At 74.0% G+C, this 16,893-nt stretch carries 18 protein-coding genes; 9 read left to right on the forward strand and 9 right to left on the reverse strand.

What is annotated here, in order from left to right:
• Positions 1-361: 361 nt before the first annotated feature.
• The 3 genes from O2V63_RS19545 to O2V63_RS19555 are packed head-to-tail and all read right to left on the reverse strand — an operon-like array spanning position 362 to position 2,339.
• The gene (locus O2V63_RS19545) at positions 362-1,060 is read right to left on the reverse strand and encodes a hypothetical protein (RefSeq protein WP_269169147.1); all 699 of its coding nucleotides are present in this window, start codon (positions 1,058-1,060) and stop codon (positions 362-364) included.
• Positions 1,057-1,980, reverse strand: a complete 924-nt coding sequence (locus tag O2V63_RS19550) for an ABC transporter ATP-binding protein (RefSeq protein WP_269169148.1) — start codon at positions 1,978-1,980, stop codon at positions 1,057-1,059. The genes O2V63_RS19545 and O2V63_RS19550 overlap by 4 nt, the downstream gene beginning before the upstream one ends.
• Entirely contained in the window at positions 1,977-2,339 is a 363-nt protein-coding gene (locus O2V63_RS19555; RefSeq protein ID WP_036339582.1) for a GntR family transcriptional regulator, read from the reverse strand. Before O2V63_RS19555 ends, O2V63_RS19550 begins: the two co-directional genes overlap by 4 nt.
• Positions 2,340-2,496: 157 nt before the next feature.
• On the opposite strand from O2V63_RS19555, the gene O2V63_RS19560 reads away from it, so the two are divergent.
• From O2V63_RS19560 to alc, 8 genes are read left to right on the forward strand one after another with little or no spacing between them, the layout of a single operon-like run.
• On the forward strand, positions 2,497-2,799 hold the full coding sequence (locus tag O2V63_RS19560; protein ID WP_036339584.1) for an urease subunit gamma: 303 nt from the start codon (positions 2,497-2,499) through the stop codon (positions 2,797-2,799).
• Positions 2,796-3,098 carry an urease subunit beta gene (locus O2V63_RS19565; RefSeq protein WP_269169149.1) on the forward strand — a complete coding sequence of 101 codons (303 nt, stop codon included), beginning with the start codon at positions 2,796-2,798 and terminating at the stop codon, positions 3,096-3,098. Before O2V63_RS19560 ends, O2V63_RS19565 begins: the two co-directional genes overlap by 4 nt.
• Positions 3,098-4,819 carry an urease subunit alpha gene (locus O2V63_RS19570; protein ID WP_269169150.1) on the forward strand — a complete coding sequence of 574 codons (1,722 nt, stop codon included), beginning with the start codon at positions 3,098-3,100 and terminating at the stop codon, positions 4,817-4,819. Before O2V63_RS19565 ends, O2V63_RS19570 begins: the two co-directional genes overlap by 1 nt.
• Complete coding sequence (locus tag O2V63_RS19575) at positions 4,819-5,466, forward strand: urease accessory protein UreF (RefSeq protein WP_269169151.1); 648 nt, start codon at positions 4,819-4,821, stop codon at positions 5,464-5,466. Before O2V63_RS19570 ends, O2V63_RS19575 begins: the two co-directional genes overlap by 1 nt.
• 18 nt (positions 5,467-5,484) lie before the next feature.
• The gene (ureG, locus tag O2V63_RS19580) at positions 5,485-6,165 is read left to right on the forward strand and encodes an urease accessory protein UreG (protein WP_269169152.1); all 681 of its coding nucleotides are present in this window, start codon (positions 5,485-5,487) and stop codon (positions 6,163-6,165) included.
• 59 nt (positions 6,166-6,224) lie between these two features.
• Positions 6,225-6,884 carry an urease accessory protein UreD gene (locus O2V63_RS19585; RefSeq protein WP_269169153.1) on the forward strand — a complete coding sequence of 220 codons (660 nt, stop codon included), beginning with the start codon at positions 6,225-6,227 and terminating at the stop codon, positions 6,882-6,884.
• The gene (gene allB / locus O2V63_RS19590) at positions 6,881-8,206 is read left to right on the forward strand and encodes an allantoinase AllB (protein WP_269169154.1); all 1,326 of its coding nucleotides are present in this window, start codon (positions 6,881-6,883) and stop codon (positions 8,204-8,206) included. Before O2V63_RS19585 ends, allB begins: the two co-directional genes overlap by 4 nt.
• Before the next feature lie 55 nt (positions 8,207-8,261).
• On the forward strand, positions 8,262-9,392 hold the full coding sequence (alc, locus tag O2V63_RS19595; RefSeq protein WP_269169155.1) for an allantoicase: 1,131 nt from the start codon (positions 8,262-8,264) through the stop codon (positions 9,390-9,392).
• A 9-nt stretch (positions 9,393-9,401) separates the two neighbouring features.
• Here the strand turns inward: alc and pucD are convergent, their stop codons facing one another.
• Genes pucD through O2V63_RS19610 form a run of 3 tightly spaced genes read right to left on the reverse strand, consistent with a single transcriptional unit; the run spans position 9,402 to position 13,136 of the window.
• Positions 9,402-11,771, reverse strand: coding sequence for a xanthine dehydrogenase subunit D (pucD, locus tag O2V63_RS19600; protein WP_269169156.1), 2,370 nt, complete (start codon positions 11,769-11,771; stop codon positions 9,402-9,404).
• Positions 11,768-12,256 carry a (2Fe-2S)-binding protein gene (locus tag O2V63_RS19605; RefSeq protein ID WP_269160998.1) on the reverse strand — a complete coding sequence of 163 codons (489 nt, stop codon included), beginning with the start codon at positions 12,254-12,256 and terminating at the stop codon, positions 11,768-11,770. Before O2V63_RS19605 ends, pucD begins: the two co-directional genes overlap by 4 nt.
• A 1-nt stretch (position 12,257) precedes the next feature.
• Positions 12,258-13,136, reverse strand: coding sequence for an FAD binding domain-containing protein (locus tag O2V63_RS19610; RefSeq protein ID WP_269169157.1), 879 nt, complete (start codon positions 13,134-13,136; stop codon positions 12,258-12,260).
• A gap of 213 nt (positions 13,137-13,349) precedes the next feature.
• Here O2V63_RS19610 and O2V63_RS19615 point away from each other — a divergent pair, with 213 nt between their 5' ends.
• Positions 13,350-14,723, forward strand: coding sequence for an 8-oxoguanine deaminase (locus O2V63_RS19615; RefSeq protein WP_269169158.1), 1,374 nt, complete (start codon positions 13,350-13,352; stop codon positions 14,721-14,723).
• A gap of 13 nt (positions 14,724-14,736) precedes the next feature.
• Here O2V63_RS19615 and O2V63_RS19620 read toward each other — a convergent pair whose 3' ends face one another.
• From O2V63_RS19620 to O2V63_RS19630, 3 genes are read right to left on the reverse strand one after another with little or no spacing between them, the layout of a single operon-like run.
• The gene (locus O2V63_RS19620; protein WP_269169159.1) at positions 14,737-15,540 is read right to left on the reverse strand and encodes an anti-sigma factor; all 804 of its coding nucleotides are present in this window, start codon (positions 15,538-15,540) and stop codon (positions 14,737-14,739) included.
• Positions 15,521-16,120, reverse strand: coding sequence for an RNA polymerase sigma factor (locus O2V63_RS19625; RefSeq protein WP_269169160.1), 600 nt, complete (start codon positions 16,118-16,120; stop codon positions 15,521-15,523). Before O2V63_RS19625 ends, O2V63_RS19620 begins: the two co-directional genes overlap by 20 nt.
• A 44-nt stretch (positions 16,121-16,164) precedes the next feature.
• A complete protein-coding gene (locus O2V63_RS19630) occupies positions 16,165-16,872 on the reverse strand; it encodes a class F sortase (protein WP_269169161.1) in 708 nt (235 codons plus the stop codon).
• Positions 16,873-16,893: the final 21 nt, after the last annotated feature.

A 16,893-nucleotide genomic window follows, 5' to 3' on the forward strand; every position in this document is an offset into this window, starting at 1 on the left:
AGGACGCCGCCGGACATAACTCCCAGGACGGGGTCACAGCTACGGCTGTGGCCCCGTTCCTGCATTTCCGGGAGAGGTCGACCTGGGCCACGCCGGCCGGTGTGCCTTCTGTACCGAGAAGGACACGTCGGCTGTCGCCAATCCCACTGCATCCCTCATGCCACTGGCGGTCGAGCGCCGGCTGTCGCCCCACTCCATCAGCGGTACCTGGCGCCGAGGAGATGCCCGGGGCTCCAGGTCGTTGGTCCAGCGCGAGACCCCGATGGTGGTGCCCTGATTCGTCAGACGAGTTATCGGACGCACAGGACGCCGAGCGGCCGGCGCGCCAAGAGCGGGCCGGCCGTCGGTTGTTGCTCGGTGATCAAGGGACAGCGCGTCGCAGCCCCAGGTATGCCAGCGCGGCGAGCGCGAGGGCGGCCACCGCGGGCAGGCCGATGGCGAAGGACTCGACCGAACGGTCGGCCAGCCAGGCCCCCAGCTCTTCCCAGGCCCGGCGCCAGGTGAGCAGTACGACGAGGGCACCGGTCCCCACGATCAGGGCGGCCGTCAGCGCGTAGATGCCCGTCGCCCCCCAGCGCTTGTAGAGCACGCCCAAGCCGATCCCCATGAAGGCGAAGGCCATCATCGGGACGGCGAAGACGACGACCTGCAGGGCCGGGTTCCCGACGTCCACGGCTCCGGGGGCCCAGAACTCCAGTCCGACGCCCCAGCCGTTCGTGGCGTTCTCGACCGCGGTCAGCGCGGCCAGGGCGATGCCGAAGACGACCGCCTGGACGACGGCGACCAGCGCCGTCCCCAGGTAGAAGACCCGACGGCTGAGGCTGAGCCCCATCGCCAGGGGGAACACCATGGTCACCGCCTGGATGTAGGTCACCAGCACCGTGATGTACAGCGCGGCCAGACCGCCGGTGTTGGAGTCGCTCGCGCTGGTGTCCAGGTCACCGACGCCCCAGATCGCCAGGTTCACGACGAAGGCGAGCGCGACGATCGCCCAGCCGATCCCGACGGACAGGAGTGGGTTGATGAGCTGGAGGCGGGCGGCGCCGAGGACACGGTTCATCGGTGGGCTCCCTGCAGAGTGGCGCGGTCGAGAGTCGAGGGTGTGGCGGGCTGCGCCGCGGCGAGGCTCATGGCGACCACCAGCCGCTGGATCGACGTCTGCTCGACGGCCAGGCCGAGGGTCGTGGCCTCCTGTCGGGCCGTCGCCGTCGCCGTCCGGACGATCGCCCGGGTCTGGCCGGCCATCGACTCCTGGTGCAGGACAGCGTGGCCGGCGCCGAAGGTGGCCACCTGGGCCGCCGGGCCGGTGACGGTCAGCGCCGTGGAGCGCAGCGTCTCCGCGTCCGCATCCAGCAGGACTCGGCCGCGGTCGATGAGCAGGACGTGCTCGAGCAGGTCGCTGATCTCCTCGATGAGGTGCGTGGAGAGCAGGATCGTGCGGGGGTGTTCGGCGTAGTCGGCCAGCAGGCGGTCGTAGAAGAGCTGGCGCGCGACGGCGTCCAGGCCCAGGTACGGCTCGTCGAAGAGCGTGACCGGTGCACGTGAGGCCAGGCCCAGGACGATGCCGACGGCCGAGTTCATCCCCCGGGACAGCTTCTTGATCGGCCGTCTGCCGGGCAGGTCGAAGTCGGTGAGCAGCTGGTCGGCCAGTGGCTGGTCCCAGTTCGGGTAGAGGTGGGCGGCCGCGGAGACGGCGTCACAGACGCGGAAGTGGTCCGGGTACCGCTGGCCCTCCTTGATGAAGCACATGCGGCTCAGCACGCCGTCGTTCTCGTACGGCGCTGCACCGAGCACGGTCACCTGGCCTGCGGTGGGCACGCGGTGGCCGGTGAGCAGTTGCATGAGCGTGGTCTTGCCGGCGCCGTTCCGGCCGAGCAGGCCGGTGATCGTGTCCGCCTGCAGCGTGGTGGAGACGTCGGTCAGCGCGGTGTGCCCCCGGAAACGCATGGTGACGCCCAGGAGCGTGGCGGCGGCGGTCACGACCGGCCTCCCCGCTCGCGCAGCAGCTGGACGATCTCGGCGATGCTGATGCCGACCTTGTCGGCCTCGGCCAGCAGGGGGGTGAGGTACTGCTCGGCGAACTCGCTGCGGCGCCGCTTGAGCAGCTGCTCCCGTGCGCCGGTGGCGACGAACATCCCGACTCCTCGTCTCTTGTAGAGGACCCCGTCGGCCACCAGCTGGTTCAGGCCCTTGGCGGCGGTGGCGGGGTTGATGCGGTGGAAGGCGGCCAGCTCGTTGGACGAGGGCGCCTGGCTCTCCTCGGCGAGGGAGCCGTCGACGATCGCGTCCTCGAGCTGGGTGGCGACCTGCCGGAAGATCGGCCCGGCGTCCTCGTTCACCGAGGCGCACGACCCGGCACGCTCACTGGTTCATTACTCATGTAGCGAACCATAGAGCCGAGGAATCGCAGTGCACAAGTCCCCGCAACGGGACCGTCACACGGGCCCGCTAAGTTCCTGACTCCGCCGGCTCGCCGACGTCAGGAGGACGACGCCCGTGTTGCTGTCCCCGCACGAGCAGGAACGGCTGATGCTCAGCTACGCCGCCGAGCTCGCCCGCCGCCGTCAGGCCCGGGGTCTGAGGCTCAACCTCCCCGAGGCGACCGCGATCGTCACCGACCACGTGCTCGAGGGCGCCCGGGACGGCGAGCTGGTCACCGACCTGATGCAGTCCGGCCGCACCGTGCTGACCCGGGACGACGTGATGGACGGCGTCCCGGAGCTGCTGGAGGAGGTGCAGGTGGAGGCGACCTTCCCGGACGGGACGAAGCTGGTGACGGTCCACCACCCGATCTCGTGATCCCCGGCGAGGTCATCACGGCCGAGGGCGTCATCGAGACGCTGCCCGGCGTGCCGCGGATCGAGCTGGCGGTGCACAACACCGGCGACCGGCCGGTCCAGGTCGGCTCCCACTTCCACTTCGCCCAGGCGAACCGGGCGCTGGCGTTCGACCGGGCTGCGGCGCACGGTCACCGGCTCGACATCGCCGCCGGCACGGCCGTCCGGTTCGAGCCCGGCATCCAGCGCACCGTCATCCTCGTCCCGCTGGCCGGCGCCCGCGTCGTCCCCGGGCTCACTGCGGAAGGCGGGCTGGCCTGATGGTGCAGCTGTCCCGGGAGCGCTACGCCCAGCTCTACGGCCCGACGGTCGGCGACCGGATCCGGCTGGCCGACACCGACCTGCTCATCGAGGTCACCGAGGACCGCTGCGGTGGTCCGGGTCTGGCCGGTGAGGAGGCGGTGTTCGGCGGCGGCAAGGTGATCCGCGAGTCGATGGGTCAGGGCCGGGCGACCCGTGCCGAGGGTGCCCCCGACCTGGTCATCACCGGTGCGGTCGTGCTCGACCACTGGGGGGTCGTCAAGGCCGACGTCGGCATCCGTGCCGGGCGGGTCGTCGCGCTGGGCAAGGCCGGCAACCCGGACACGATGGACGGCGTCCACCCCGACCTGGTCATCGGCCCGGGCACCGAGGTGCTGGCCGGCAACGGCAAGATCCTCACCGCCGGCGGCATCGACTGTCACGTGCACTTCATCTGCCCGCAGATCGTGCCGACGGCGATCGGCTCGGGCATCACCACGATGATCGGCGGCGGCACCGGGCCGGCCGAGGGCTCCAAGGCCACCACCATCACCCCGGGCGACTGGTACCTGGCCCGCATGCTCGAGGCGATGGACGGGATGCCGGTCAACGTCGCGCTGCTGGGCAAGGGCAACACCGTCTCGGTCGACTCGCTGGAGGAGCAGCTCCGGGCCGGCGCCAGCGGGTTCAAGCTGCACGAGGACTGGGGCTCCACACCGGCCGCGATCGACGCCGCGCTCACCGTGGCCGGTCGCAACGGCGTCCCGGTGGCCCTGCACTCCGACACCCTGAACGAGGCCGGTTTCGTCGAGGACACCTTGGCCGCGATCGCCGGCCGGAGCATCCACGCCTACCACACCGAGGGCGCCGGGGGCGGGCACGCGCCGGACATCATCACCGTCGCGGGTGCGGCGAACGTGCTGCCCAGCAGCACGAACCCGACCCGGCCGCACACGGTGAACACCCTCGACGAGCACCTCGACATGCTCATGGTCTGCCACCACCTGGACAGCTCCGTGCCCGAGGACCTCGCCTTCGCCGAGAGCCGGATCCGGCCCACGACGATCGCCGCCGAGGACCTGCTGCACGACCTGGGCGCGATCTCGATGATCGGCTCCGACGCCCAGGCGATGGGCCGGGTCGGCGAGGTCGTGATGCGCACCTGGCAGACCGCGCACGTGATGAAGCGCCGCCGCGGCTCCCTGGCCGGCGACGGCGCGGCCGACAACCTGCGGGCCCGCCGGTACGTCGCCAAGTACACGATCTGCCCGGCGGTGGCGCACGGGATCGACGGCGAGGTCGGCTCGGTGGAGCCGGGGAAGCTCGCGGACCTGGTGCTCTGGGACCCGGGGACCTTCGGCGTCCGGCCGCACGTCGTGCTCAAGGGCGGGATGATCGCCTGGGGGCAGATGGGCGACGCGAACGCCTCGATCCCGACGCCGCAGCCGGTGCTGCCGCGGCCGATGTTCGGCGCGTACGGCCGGGTGCCGGCGCAGACCTCGGTGCACTTCGTCGCCCCGGCCGCGCTGGAGGCCGGGCTGGCCGACCGGCTGGCCGTCGACCGGCGGCTGGTCGCGGTCGCCGACACCACCCGGCTGGGCAAGGCGGACATGCCGGAGAACACCGCGCTGCCGGACATCCGGGTCGACCCCGAGACGTTCACGGTCGCGATCGACGGCGAGGTGTGGGAGCCCGAGCCGGTCGCCGAGCTGCCGATGGCCCAGCGCTACTCCCTGTTCTGATGACGGCTGCGCTGCTGACCCTCGCCGACTCGCGACTGCCCGCTGGGGGACACACCCACTCCGGCGGCGTGGAACAGGCCATCGCGGCCGGGGTGCTCGCCGACCCGGGCTCGTTGGCGGTCTTCCTGCGCCGGCGGTTGACCACCTCGGGCGCGGTGGCCGCCGGGCTGGCCGCGGCCGCGTGCCGGGCGGTGGACGACGCCGACCCGGTGGCCGCGCTCGGTGCGCTGGACGCGGAGGCGGATGCCCGTACGCCCTCCCCGGCGCTGCGGGCCGCCTCCCGCCAGCAGGGCCGGGGGCTGGTGCGGGTCGGCAGCCGTGCCTGGCCGCACCCGGCGTGGGCCGCGCTGCCGACCCAACCCCACCACCCGCTGGCCCTCGGCATCGCCGCGGCCACCGGCGGGCTGACCCCGCGTGACGCCGCGCACGCCGCTGCCTACCTCTCGATCAGCGGCCCGGCCACCGCCGCCCAGCGGTTGCTGGCCATGGACCCGATCACCGTGGCCGCGGTGACCGCCCGGCTGGCCCCCGAGGTCGACGAGGTGGCCGACGCCTCCGCCGGAGCACTGCCTGCCGCCACCGACCCCCTCCTCGACCTGCTCGCCGAGGTGCACGCCGCCCGCGCGGACCGCTTCTTCGCCTCATGACCCCGACCAGGAGTGCCCATGCCGCCTGACCACCGGATCGACGACTACGTCGACCCGTACACCCCCGAGCACCGGCACGGCGGCCCCCTGCGGGTGGGCCTCGGCGGGCCGGTCGGCTCGGGCAAGACCGCCCTGGCCGCCGCGCTGTGCCGCACGCTGGGCGCCGAGTACGACCTCGCCGTCGTCACCAACGACATCTACACGACCGAGGACGCCGACTTCCTGCGCCGCAACGCCGTACTGCCCGACGACCGGATCGAGGCGGTGCAGACCGGCTGCTGCCCGCACACCGCGATCCGCGACGACATCACCGCCAACCTCGACGCCGTGGAGCTGCTGGAATCCCGGCACCCAGGGCTGGAGCTGGTCTTCGTCGAGTCCGGCGGTGACAACCTGACCGCCTCGTTCAGCTACGGGTTGGTCGACGTCCAGGTGTTCGTGGTCGACGTCGCCGGCGGGGACAAGGTGCCGCGCAAGGGCGGGCCCGGGGTGACCGCCTCGGACCTGCTGGTGGTCAACAAGACCGACCTCGCGCCGCTGGTCGGCGCCGACCTCGGGGTGATGCGCCGCGACTCCGCCGCCGTCCGCGGGGACAAGCCGACGCTGCTGATCTCGCTGCGCGAGGACCCGGCGGCGACCGAGGTCGCCGAGTGGGTGCGGGAGCAGGTGCGCGCGAGGGCGTTGCAGACGGCGCCGTGAGGACGCGGGTGGAGGTGGTCGCCCGGTGCGACGCGCGGGGGCGCACGACCCTGCCGATCGTGCGCACCAGCGGGCAGCTGGCGGTGCGGCGCACCGGCGCTGCCTCCGTGCACCTGGTCGCCACGGCCTTCGGCCCGCTGGGCGGGGACGACGTGGAGATCCGGCTCGTCGTGGAGGCAGGCGCCCGGCTCAGCGTCCACACGGTGGCCGCGTCCGTCGTGCTGCCCGCCCGGGGGGAGTCTCCGCCGTCGCGGCAGGTGGTGCGCGCCGAGGTCGCCGGCGTGCTTCAGCTGGCGCCGGAGCCGACCGTCGTCACCGCGCGCGCCGACCACCGGGCCGAGCTGCACGCGCAGCTGGCCGATGGCGGCGAGCTGACCGCCACCGAGCAGGTGCTGCTCGGCCGGGTGGGCGAGGAGCCCGGTCGCTGGACCGGCACGACCCGGGTCGAGCGGGACGGTCGTCCGCTGGTGCACACCGCGATCGGCCTGGGGCCCGGGGCGCCGGCCTGGCTGCCGCCGGTCGCCCCCAGGGCCTACGTCTCCACGGTGTCGATCGGCGACGCGTGGCCCGAGGTGGCGACCGGGGTCGACGCCGTGCGGTTGCCGTTGCCCGGCGGTTGGGTGGGGACGGCGTGGGGCGACGAGCTGCACGACGCGGTGACCCGGTTGGCGTCGGTGTCGCCGCGACCGGTCGACGAGCTGGCGGAGGTGACGCGGTGAGCGGGTCGTTCGTCGTGCGGGCCCGGCGGGTGGTGCTGCCCGACGGGGAGCGGTCGGCTGCGGTGCACGTGCAGGACGGCGTCATCGTCGCCGTCACCGGCTTCGGTGAGGTCGACGGCCAGGTGGTCACCCTCGCCGAGGACGAGGTGCTGCTGCCCGGGCTGGTCGACAGCCACGTGCACGTCAACGAGCCCGGGCGCACCGAGTGGGAGGGCTTCGCCTCGGCGACCCGGGCCGCGGCGGCGGGGGGCATCACCACGATCGTCGACATGCCGCTGAACTCGGTCCCGCCGACGGTCGACGTCGAGGCGTTGCACGTGAAACGCGCGGCGGCCGAGGGGCAGGTCAGCGTGGACGTCGCCTTCTGGGGTGGCGCCGTGCCCGGCAACACCGGCCAGCTCCCACGGCTGCTCGCCGCCGGCGCGGTGGGCGTGAAGTGCTTCCTGCTGGACTCCGGGGTGCCGGAGTTCCCGCCGCTGGACGACGCCGGCCTCCGGGCGGCGCTCACCGAGCTGGCCGCCGTCGACGGGCTGCTCATCGCGCACTGCGAGGACGACGACGTGATCACCGCCGCCCCGCAGCCCGGCGGGCGGAGCTACGCCGACTTCCTCGCCTCGCGGCCGGGTGCGGCGGAGGAGACCGCGATCGGCCGGCTGATCGCCGCTGCCCGGGACACCGGCGCCCGGGTGCACGTCGTCCACCTGGCCGATGCCGGTGCGCTGCCGATGCTGCGGGCCGCCCGGGCCGAGGGGGTGCGGATCACCGTCGAGACCTGCCCGCACTACCTGACGTTCAGCGCCGAGGAGGTGCCCGACGGCGACACGTCGTTCAAGTGCTGCCCGCCCATCCGGGAGGCCGAGCACCGGGAGGCGCTGTGGCGCGCGCTGGCCAACGGCGACATCGACCTGGTGGTCAGCGACCACTCGCCGTGCACACCGGAGCTCAAGCGGCTGGACGTCGGCGACTTCGCGCTGGCCTGGGGCGGGATCGCCGGGCTGCAGGTGACCCTGCCGGTGGTGTGGAGCGGGGCCCGGGCGCGGGGGTTCTCCCTCGCCGACGTCGTCCGGTGGATGGCGGCCGCGCCGGCGCGGCTGACCGGGCTGACCGGCAAGGGGGCGATCGCCGTGGGCAAGGACGCCGACCTGGTGGCGTTCGCCCCCGACGAGCCGTGGCGGGTGGCGCAGCTGCACCACCGCAGCCCGGTCACGCCGTACGCGGGGCGGGAGCTGACCGGGGTGGTCCGCCGGACCTGGCTGCGCGGGCAGCCGCTGGTCGACGGGGCGGCTCCCCTCGGCCGGTTGCTCGAGCGATCGGAGGGGTGACGGGCCCGCGCCGTGTCACAGTGACCCGCGTCCGTCCCGATCCGTCTGGAGCCCGATGACCGACCCCGCCTTCCTCGCCCTCCCCGACCTGGCCCGTCGTGACCTCGGCGGCGCCGTCGTCGCCGCGAACGACGAGTTCTTCGCCGCCCGGGAGAACCTGGTGCTGCCGCACCCGGCCGTGCCGCGCACCGAGTTCGGGCACAAGGGCAAGGAGTACGACGGCTGGGAGACGCGCCGCCGGCGCAGCCCCGGGCACGACTGGGCGATCGTGCGGCTCGGGGCGCCGGGGATCGTGGCCGGCGTCGTCGTCGACACCGCGTTCTTCACCGGCAACTACCCGCCGCAGGCCTCGCTGGAGGGCGCTGCGGTCGAGGGCCACCCGTCGGTCGAGGAGCTGACCCGAGCCGACTGGCAGCCGCTGCTGCCGCTGTCGGACCTCGCGGGGGACGCCGCCAACGCCTTCGCCGTCGACTCCGACCGGCGGTACACGCACGTTCGGCTGTCCATCCACCCCGACGGCGGGGTGGCCCGGCTGCGGGTGCACGGCACCGTCGTCCCGGACCCGCGACTGGTGGACGCCGGGCCGTTCGACCTGGCCGCCCTGGAGAACGGCGGGCGGGTCACCGGTGTGAGCAACGCCCACTACGGCAGCCCGCACCAGCTGATCGGCCGCGGGACGGCCCGGTCGATGGGGGAGGGCTGGGAGAACGCCCGCCGCCGCGGCGGGGGCAACGACTGGGTCGACGTCGACCTGGCCTGCGACGGCGTGGTCACCCTCGCCGAACTGGACACCTCCTGGTTCCTGGGCAACGCCCCGGGCACCGCCTCGCTCACCGGCCGCACCGCCGACGGCGCGGAGGTCGTGCTGCTGCCCCGCACCCGGCTGCAGCCGGACACCCGGCACCGGTTCGTCCTGGACGGGGAGACCGGGGTGAGCAGCGTGCGGATGGACGTCTTCCCGGACGGCGGGATGGCCCGGCTGCGGCTGTGGGGGCGACCCACCGCCGCCGGCCGCGCCGCACTGGGACGCCGCTGGTTCGACGCGCTGCCCGACGTCCCGGCGCTGGAGGTGCTGGGCTCGCTCGGCGTCGACCCGACCGAGGCGGGCCGGCTGGTCGGGCCCCGCTCGCTGACCGGCGAACTGCCGCCCGCCGTCCGCTCCCTGCTCGACGGTCGGGCCGGCTGACGGGGCTGGTCAGGTGCCGGTGATGTGCTCCGGTCGCACCGGCACCCGGGTCAGCGGGAGGCCGGTCGCGGCGCGGATGGCGGCGAGCACCGCGGGGCCGGAGGAGATGTTGGGTGCCTCGCCGACCCCGCGCAGGCCGTAGGGGGCGTGCGGGTCGGCGTACTCGAGGACCTCGATGCGCATCGGCGGCATGTCCAGGATGGTCGGGATCAGGTAGTCGGTGAACGACGGGTTCCGCACCTTGCCGTCCTTGATCAGGATCTCTTCCATCACCGCCAGCCCCAGCCCCTGCGCGGTGCCGCCCTGGATCTGGCCGACCACCGCCTGCGGGTTGATCGCCTTGCCGACGTCCTGGGTGCAGGCCATCTCGACCACCTTGACCAGCCCGAGCTCGGTGTCGACGTCCACCACGGCCCGGTGCGCGGAGAAGGCGTACTGCACGTGCGCGAACCCCTGGCCGGTCTCCGGGTCGATCGCCTCGGTGGGGCGGTGCCGCCACTCGAGGGTCTCCTCCAGCACGTCGTCGCCCAGCAGGTCGGCCAGCGGGACGGTGATGTCCTCGCTGTCGGACACCACGGCACCACCGGCCAGCCGGAGGTCGGGAACGGTCCGTCCCACCAGTCGCTCGGCCCGGGCGACCACCTGGGCGCGCACCTTCTCGCAGGCGGCCTTGACCGCCCCGCCGGTGACGTAGGTCTGCCGGGACGCCGAGGTCGAGCCGGCCGACCCCACGCTGGTGTCCTTGGGGTGCACGACGACGCGCTCCACCCCGAGCTCGGTGCGGGCGATCTGCTGTTCCACGGTGACCAGCCCCTGGCCGACCTCCGCCGCCGCGGTGTGCACGGTCGCGGTCGGTTCGCCGCCGACCACCTCCAGGCGCACCCGGGCGGTGGAGTGGTCGTCGTAGCCCTCGGAGAAGGCGACGTTCTTGTACGCCACGGCGTAGCCGACCCCGCGCCGGACGCCCTCCCCGTGGGTGGTGTTGGAGACCCCGCCGGGCATGTCGCGCAGGTCGACCTCGCCGTCGCCGGACGCGGCAGGCAGCGGCATGGCCTCCAGCCGGCGCAGCAGCTCCGCGACCGGGGCCGGGCTGTCGATCACCTGGCCGGTGGGGGTGGCCGACCCCTCCTCCATCGCGTTGCGGCAGCGCAGCTCCACCGGGTCCATGCCCAGCTCGGCGGCGAGGGCGTCCATCTGCGACTCGTAGGCGAAGGCGGTCTGCACCGACCCGAACCCGCGCATCGCCCCGCACGGCGGGTTGTTCGTGTACGCGCCGTAGCAGTCGACGTGCACGTTGGGGACGACGTAGGGGCCGATCCCCATCGTCCCGCCGTTGCCCACCACGGCCGGGGTGCTGGAGGCGTAGGCGCCACCGTCGAAGTAGATCGCCGCCTTGACGTAGACCAGCTCGCCGTCCCGGGTGGCGCCGTGCTCGTAGCGCATGGTCGCCGGGTGGCGGTGCACGTGGCCGAAGAAGGACTCCTCCCGGTTGTAGGACATCTTCACCGGGCGCCCGGTGCGCAGGGCCAGCAGGCAGGCGTGCACGTGCATCGACAGGTCCTCGCGGCCGCCGAAGGCGCCGCCCACGCCGGCCAGCGTCAGCCGCACCTGCTCGGGCGGCAGGGCGAGGGCTGCGCAGATCTGCTTCTGGTCCACGTGCAGCCACTGGGTGGCGACGTGCAGCTCCACGCCGCCGTCCTCGGCCGGCACGGCGAGGCCGGCCTCCGGGCCGAGGAAGGCCTGGTCCTGCATGCCGACCTCGTACTCGCCCACCACGACGACGTCCGCGGTCGGCGCCGGGTCACCGGTGCGCACCTTGAGGTGCCGCACGAGGTTGCCCTCCGGGTGCAGGTGGGCGCTCTCCCGGCTCAGCTCGGTGACCTCGGCGGTGGAGTCGTGCACCTGGTTCCAGGTCGGGTGCCCCAGCGCCGTGCGCGCGTCGGTGACCGGCTCCAGCACGTCGTAGTCGACGTGGATGCGGCCGGCCGCCAGTCGGGCGGTCTCCGGGTGGTCGGCGGCGACCAGCGCCACCGGTTCGCCCTGGTAGCGGACGACGTCGAGGGCCAGCACCGGCTGGTCGGCCAGCTCGAGCCCGTAGACCTTCTCCCCGGGCACGTCGTCGGAGGTGAGCACCGCGGAGACGCCGGGGGTGGCCAGCGCCGCGCTGGTGTCGACCGAGCGGATCCGGGCATAGGGATGCGGGCTGCGCAGGGTGACCCCCCAGAGCATGTCCGCCATCCACAGGTCGCTGCCGTAGGCGAACTCGCCGCGGACCTTGAGGACGCCGTCGGGCCGCTGGGCGTCGTCGCCGACCCCGCCGCTGCCCGGCCCGGTCAGGTGCTCCGGTGCCCCGGTCGGCGTGCGGGTCGGCGTGCTCATCGGTCTCCCCCTGCCGTGGGCTCGGCCATCCGGTCCGCGGCGAGCCGGACGGCGTCCAGGATCTTCTCGTAGCCGGTGCACCGGCAGAGGTTGCCGGCCAGCGCCTCGCGGGTCTCGGCGTCACTGGGCCGTCCGTGCCGGGCGATCAGGTCGTGCGTGGCCACCAGCAGCCCGGGCGTGCAGAAGCCGCACTGGACGGCGCCGGCGTCCAGGAAGGCCTGCTGCACCGGGTGCAGCGCCTCGGGGTCGGCCAGCCCCTCGACGGTGCCGACCTGCCGACCCTCGGCCTGGCCGGCGGCGACCAGGCAGGCGCAGACCGGCAGGCCGTCGAGGTAGACGGTGCAGGAGCCGCACTCGCCCTGCTCGCAGGCGTTCTTCGACCCGGGGAGGCCCATCCGCTCGCGGAGGACGTAGAGCAGGCTCTCGCCCTCCCAGACGTCGTCCACGTGCTGCTCGGTGCCGTTCACGGTGCAGGTCAGACGCACGTCAGGCCTCCTGGGTCGCGGAGCGGTGGTCGGCCCAGGCCCAGGTCAGGGCGCGGCGGGCCATCACGGACAGTGCGTGGACGCGGTAACGGGCACTGCCGCGGACGTCGTCGATCGGGGCGGCCGCGGCGGCGACCAGCTCCCCGAAGCGGGCGATGGTCGCCTCCGGCAGCTCGGCCCGGGACTCCCACAGGCCGCTGCTGTCGAGCTCGCCGGCCAGGAACTCCTCGGCGGCGGGAGCGCGGCGCGGCGTCGGCGCGGCCGAGCCGATGCCGGTGCCGACCGCGCGGCGGTCCGGGTGCAGGGCGAGGCCGAACGCGGCGACGGAGATGACCATCGCGTTGCGGGTGCCGATCTTGCTGTACTGCTGCGGGCCGCTCGGCGGGACGACGGAGACGGCGGTGATCAGCTCGTCGCCGTCCATCGCGTTCCGCTTGACCCCGGTGTAGAAGTCGTCGATCGGGATCCGGCGGGTGCCCCGCACCGAGGCCACCTCGACCTCGGCCCCCGCCGCCAGCAGCGCGGGGTGGGCGTCGCCGGCCGGTGAGGCGGTGGCGAGGTTGCCGGCGACCGTGCCCCGGTTGCGGATCTGCGGGGAGCCGATGGTGCGGGAGGCCATGGCCAGGCCCGGCAGGCGGTCGCCGAGCTCGCTGATCACGCGCGCGTAGCTGACCCCCGCCCCCAGCCGGACCGCGCTGTCAGCGACCTGCCAGTCGCGCAGGTCGGCGATCCGGGTGAGGTCGAGGAGCAGCGCCGGGCGGAGGTGGCCGAAGTTGAGGCCCACCATCACGTCGGTGCCCCCGGCGATCGGCACGGCGTCGGGATGGGCGGCCTTCGCCTCCAGCGCCTCCGCCCAGGTGACCGGTTGCAGGAAGTCCATGGGGCTCCTCATCGGTGGGGGACGGCCACGGTAGCCCGGCCGTGTCACGGGGTGATGACGGCGATGCGACCTGGGTCACTCTCGGCGGTCCCGTGGTGGTGAGGACGACGAGCTGTGCGTGGCGCGGGTCATCGCCACGTGGCGGTCGACCGCACCCGCGACGCCCGTGGCTCGTACACACGCCGGACACGTCCAGGCGGCAGGATGCGCTGGGTGCAGACCGCTGACCTGCTCGTGCACGACGCCGAGCTGATCGCCACCGTCGACGACGCCCGCCGCGAGCTCGCCGGAGGGTGGGTGGCGATCACCGACGGCGTGGTCAGCGGCCTCGGCGGCCCGGGCGACCCGCAGCCGGCCGCCGTCCGGCGGGTCGACGCCCGCGGCTGCCTGGTCACCCCCGGGCTGGTGAACAGCCACCACCACCTGTACCAGAACCTGACCCGCGCCTACGCCCCCGCGCTCACCGGTGGGCTGTTCGACTGGCTGGTCACGCTGTACCCGCTGTGGGCCCGGCTGGACGAGGAGGCGGCGTACGTCAGCGCGTACGTCGGGCTGGCCGAGCTGGCGCTCTCCGGCGGCACGACCTCGACCGACCACCTCTACGTGCACCCGCGCGGCGCCGGCGACCTGATCTCGGCGGAGGTGGCCGCGGCACGGGAGCTCGGCGTCCGGTTCTCGCCCACCCGCGGCTCGATGTCGCTGTCCGTCAAGGACGGCGGCTTGCCGCCGGACTCGGTGGTGCAGGACGACGACGAGATCCTGGCCGACTCGCAGCGGCTGGTGCAGGCCCACCACGACCCGTCGCCCACCGCGATGACCCGGATCGCGCTGGCGCCGTGCTCCCCGTTCAGCGTCACCCCCGACCTGATGCGCCGGACGGCGGAGCTGGCCGAGTCCCTCGACGTCCGGCTGCACACCCATCTCGCCGAGACCGAGGACGAGGACGCCTTCTGCCTGGAGACCTTCGGCCGGCGCCCGGTCGACCACCTGGCCGACGTCGGCTGGATGACCGACCGGACGTGGCTCGCGCACGTGGTCTGGCCGGACGCCGGGGAGGTCACCCGGCTCGGCGCGGCCGGGGTCGGGGCAGCGCACTGCCCCTCGTCGAACATGATCCTGGGCAGCGGTCTCGCCCCGGTGGCAGAGCTGCGGGCGGCCGGCGCGCCGGTCGGGCTGGGCGTCGACGGGTCGGCGTCGGCGGACTCCGCGTCGCTCTGGCTGGAGGCCCGCACCGCGATGCTGCAGGGCAAGCTCCGGCACGGCGCCGCGTCGATGTCGGCCCGGGACGCGCTGGAGATCGCCACCCGCGGGGGCGCCGCCTGCCTGGGCCGGGCCGGCGAGATCGGGGAGCTGGCCGTCGGTGCCTGCGGTGACCTGGCCGTCTGGTCACTGGAGGGCGTCCGGTTCGCCGGCGCGCTGTCGGACCCGGTGGAGGCCTGGCTGCGCTGCGGCCCGGTGTCCGCCCGGCACACCGTCGTGGCGGGGCGCTTCGTGGTCTCCGAGGGCGCCATCGTGCACCCCGGGCTCGAGGAGCAGCTCGCCGTCCACCGGCGGGTGTCGCAGCGCATGCAGGCCCCGCGCGGCTGAGCGGGCGCCGGGGTCAGGTGGAGAGCTCTCCGCGGACCACCGAGACGCCGGAGTGCGTCGGGTCGCCGTCGAGCGGCTCGACCGAGACGTCGACCAGCGGGAAGGCGGCGAGGTCGATGCCGTCGGGCAGCCGCAGCACGGTGGCGCCCTGCTGGACGATGCCGACCGGCACCATCCGCTGGGCATCGGCCTGCAGCAGCCACACCTCGTAGTAGGAGCCGTCCAGCGTCGGCACGTCGAGGTCGACCTGCAGCTCCCGGACCCCGCCGCGCTCCCGGACCTCCGCGGTTCCCGATGCGACCTGCTCCGGCAGCGGATCGAGCCCGGTCTGGGCCACCACGGCACCGCCGGCACCGTCCTGGGTGACCGCGACCGCCCCGGCGCCGATCAGGCCACCCACGAGCACGGCGGCGGCCAGCGGCAGCCACCGGGTCGCCGGCCGCCGATCGGACCTCGACCGGAAGGGCATGACGGTCGCCCCTGCCGGAGGGGAGCCAGCCGATCCGGGAACGTCCGTTTCGACCTCGGTCGGCGTGGGCATGGGGATCCCACGCAACAGTCCGGCCTCCATCTCGGCCGGACGAGGGGACACCGCGACCCCGGTCGCAGCGGCGATGGCCGCCCACACCTGTGGGGGTGGGGCCATCGCCTGACTGGGCGCGGCCAGCGCAGGGACGGCGAGGACGTCGACGCTGCGCCGGAGCGACGCGACCTCCCGCTGGCACTCGGCACAGTCGGCCAGGTGCGCGGCGCACTCGGGCGACGCCTGCTCGCCGAGGGCGGCCAGCGCCAACTCGTCAGGATCGCAGTGCTGCACCGTCCACCTCCAACCGGTCTCGCAGGCGCTCCAGGGTGCGTCTGATGTGGCTCTTCACGGTGCCCAGCGGGATGCCGGTGCGTGCCGCGATCTGTGCATGGGTCAGGTCCTCGAAGAACGCGAGCTCGATGATGCTTCGTTGTGGCTGGCCGATCCGGTTCAACTCGCCCAGCAGGAGGACCCGGTCGGCCACCTCGGTGGCCAGCTCGCTGCCCGGGCCGGTGGTCGGTGCCGAGCGGGCCTCGCTCGCGGCCGCCTCGGTCGACCGACGTTGCCGCTCCCGCTTGGCCCAGGTGTCGGCGATCTTGTGCCGGCACACCCCCACCAGCCAGGCCGGCAGTGGCCCCTGGTCGGGGCGGTAGCGGGAACGCCCGGTCCACGCCGAGATGAAGGTCTGCTGGGTGACGTCCTCGGCGTCGGGGCCCGGACCGAAGGCCCGCACCGCCATGCCGTGCACTTGCGCCGCCCATCGTTCGTAGGCCCAGGCCAGGGCCTGTTCGTCGCCGTCGACGAAGCGCCGGGCGACCTCACTGTCATCGGGTTCGGCGCTCTGCTGCACCGAACCCTGGGTGGTGGGCACGTCAGCGACCGTACCCAGGGGCGGCAGCCGGACGGCCAGCAGGCTCATGGGAGTGGTTCGGCAACGACGACCACGTTGTCGCGATAACTGCGGAGCTCGGGGATGAACGGGCCACCACAGGTGATCAACACCAGTCGCGGAGGCCCCTCGCGATTGAAGATCGAGTCCAGCGGCAGGACCTGCTTGGTGATCAGCTCCCGGGAGACCACCTGCCACCTGGTCTCCGCACCGGTCGCGCCGGTGACCACGACGACGTCGCCGACCTCCGTGGTGCGCAGCGGGGCCAGGGCGCCCAGCCCCTGCTCCCGGTCGTCGACGTGCCCCGCGAGCACCGCGGAGCCGTCGTCCCCGGGGACGGGCCCGAAGCGGTACCAGCCGACCCGGTCCACGTCCTCCGGCAACTCCATCTGGCCGTCCGGGGAGACGCCGACCGCATCGAGCGGGGCGGTCACGCCCTGGGCCGGCAGGCTCAGCCGGACCGGCGGCGGGACCGGCGCGGCCACGGTCGGCGCCGCATCCCGGATCGGCACCGGTGGGAGGTCGAGTGCAGGCACCGTCGGCGGCACCGCCCCGGAGGGGGACGGTGCCGCCGACGGTGCGGGCGACGGCGGCACCGCCGAGGGCGATGGCGCGTCGATCGCCTGCTCCACCGTGGTGCCCGCCGTCGCGTCGGGCCGGGTCAACGCCCAGGTGATCGGTGTCCCGATCGCCAGGACGAGGCCCAGGACCATCGCGACGACGGAGCTGCGCACGGTGGGTGCCTCTGTTCTCGG

The organism is Modestobacter sp. VKM Ac-2977 (genome assembly GCF_026968045.1).
Taxonomy (GTDB): Bacteria; Actinomycetota; Actinomycetes; order Mycobacteriales; family Geodermatophilaceae; genus Modestobacter.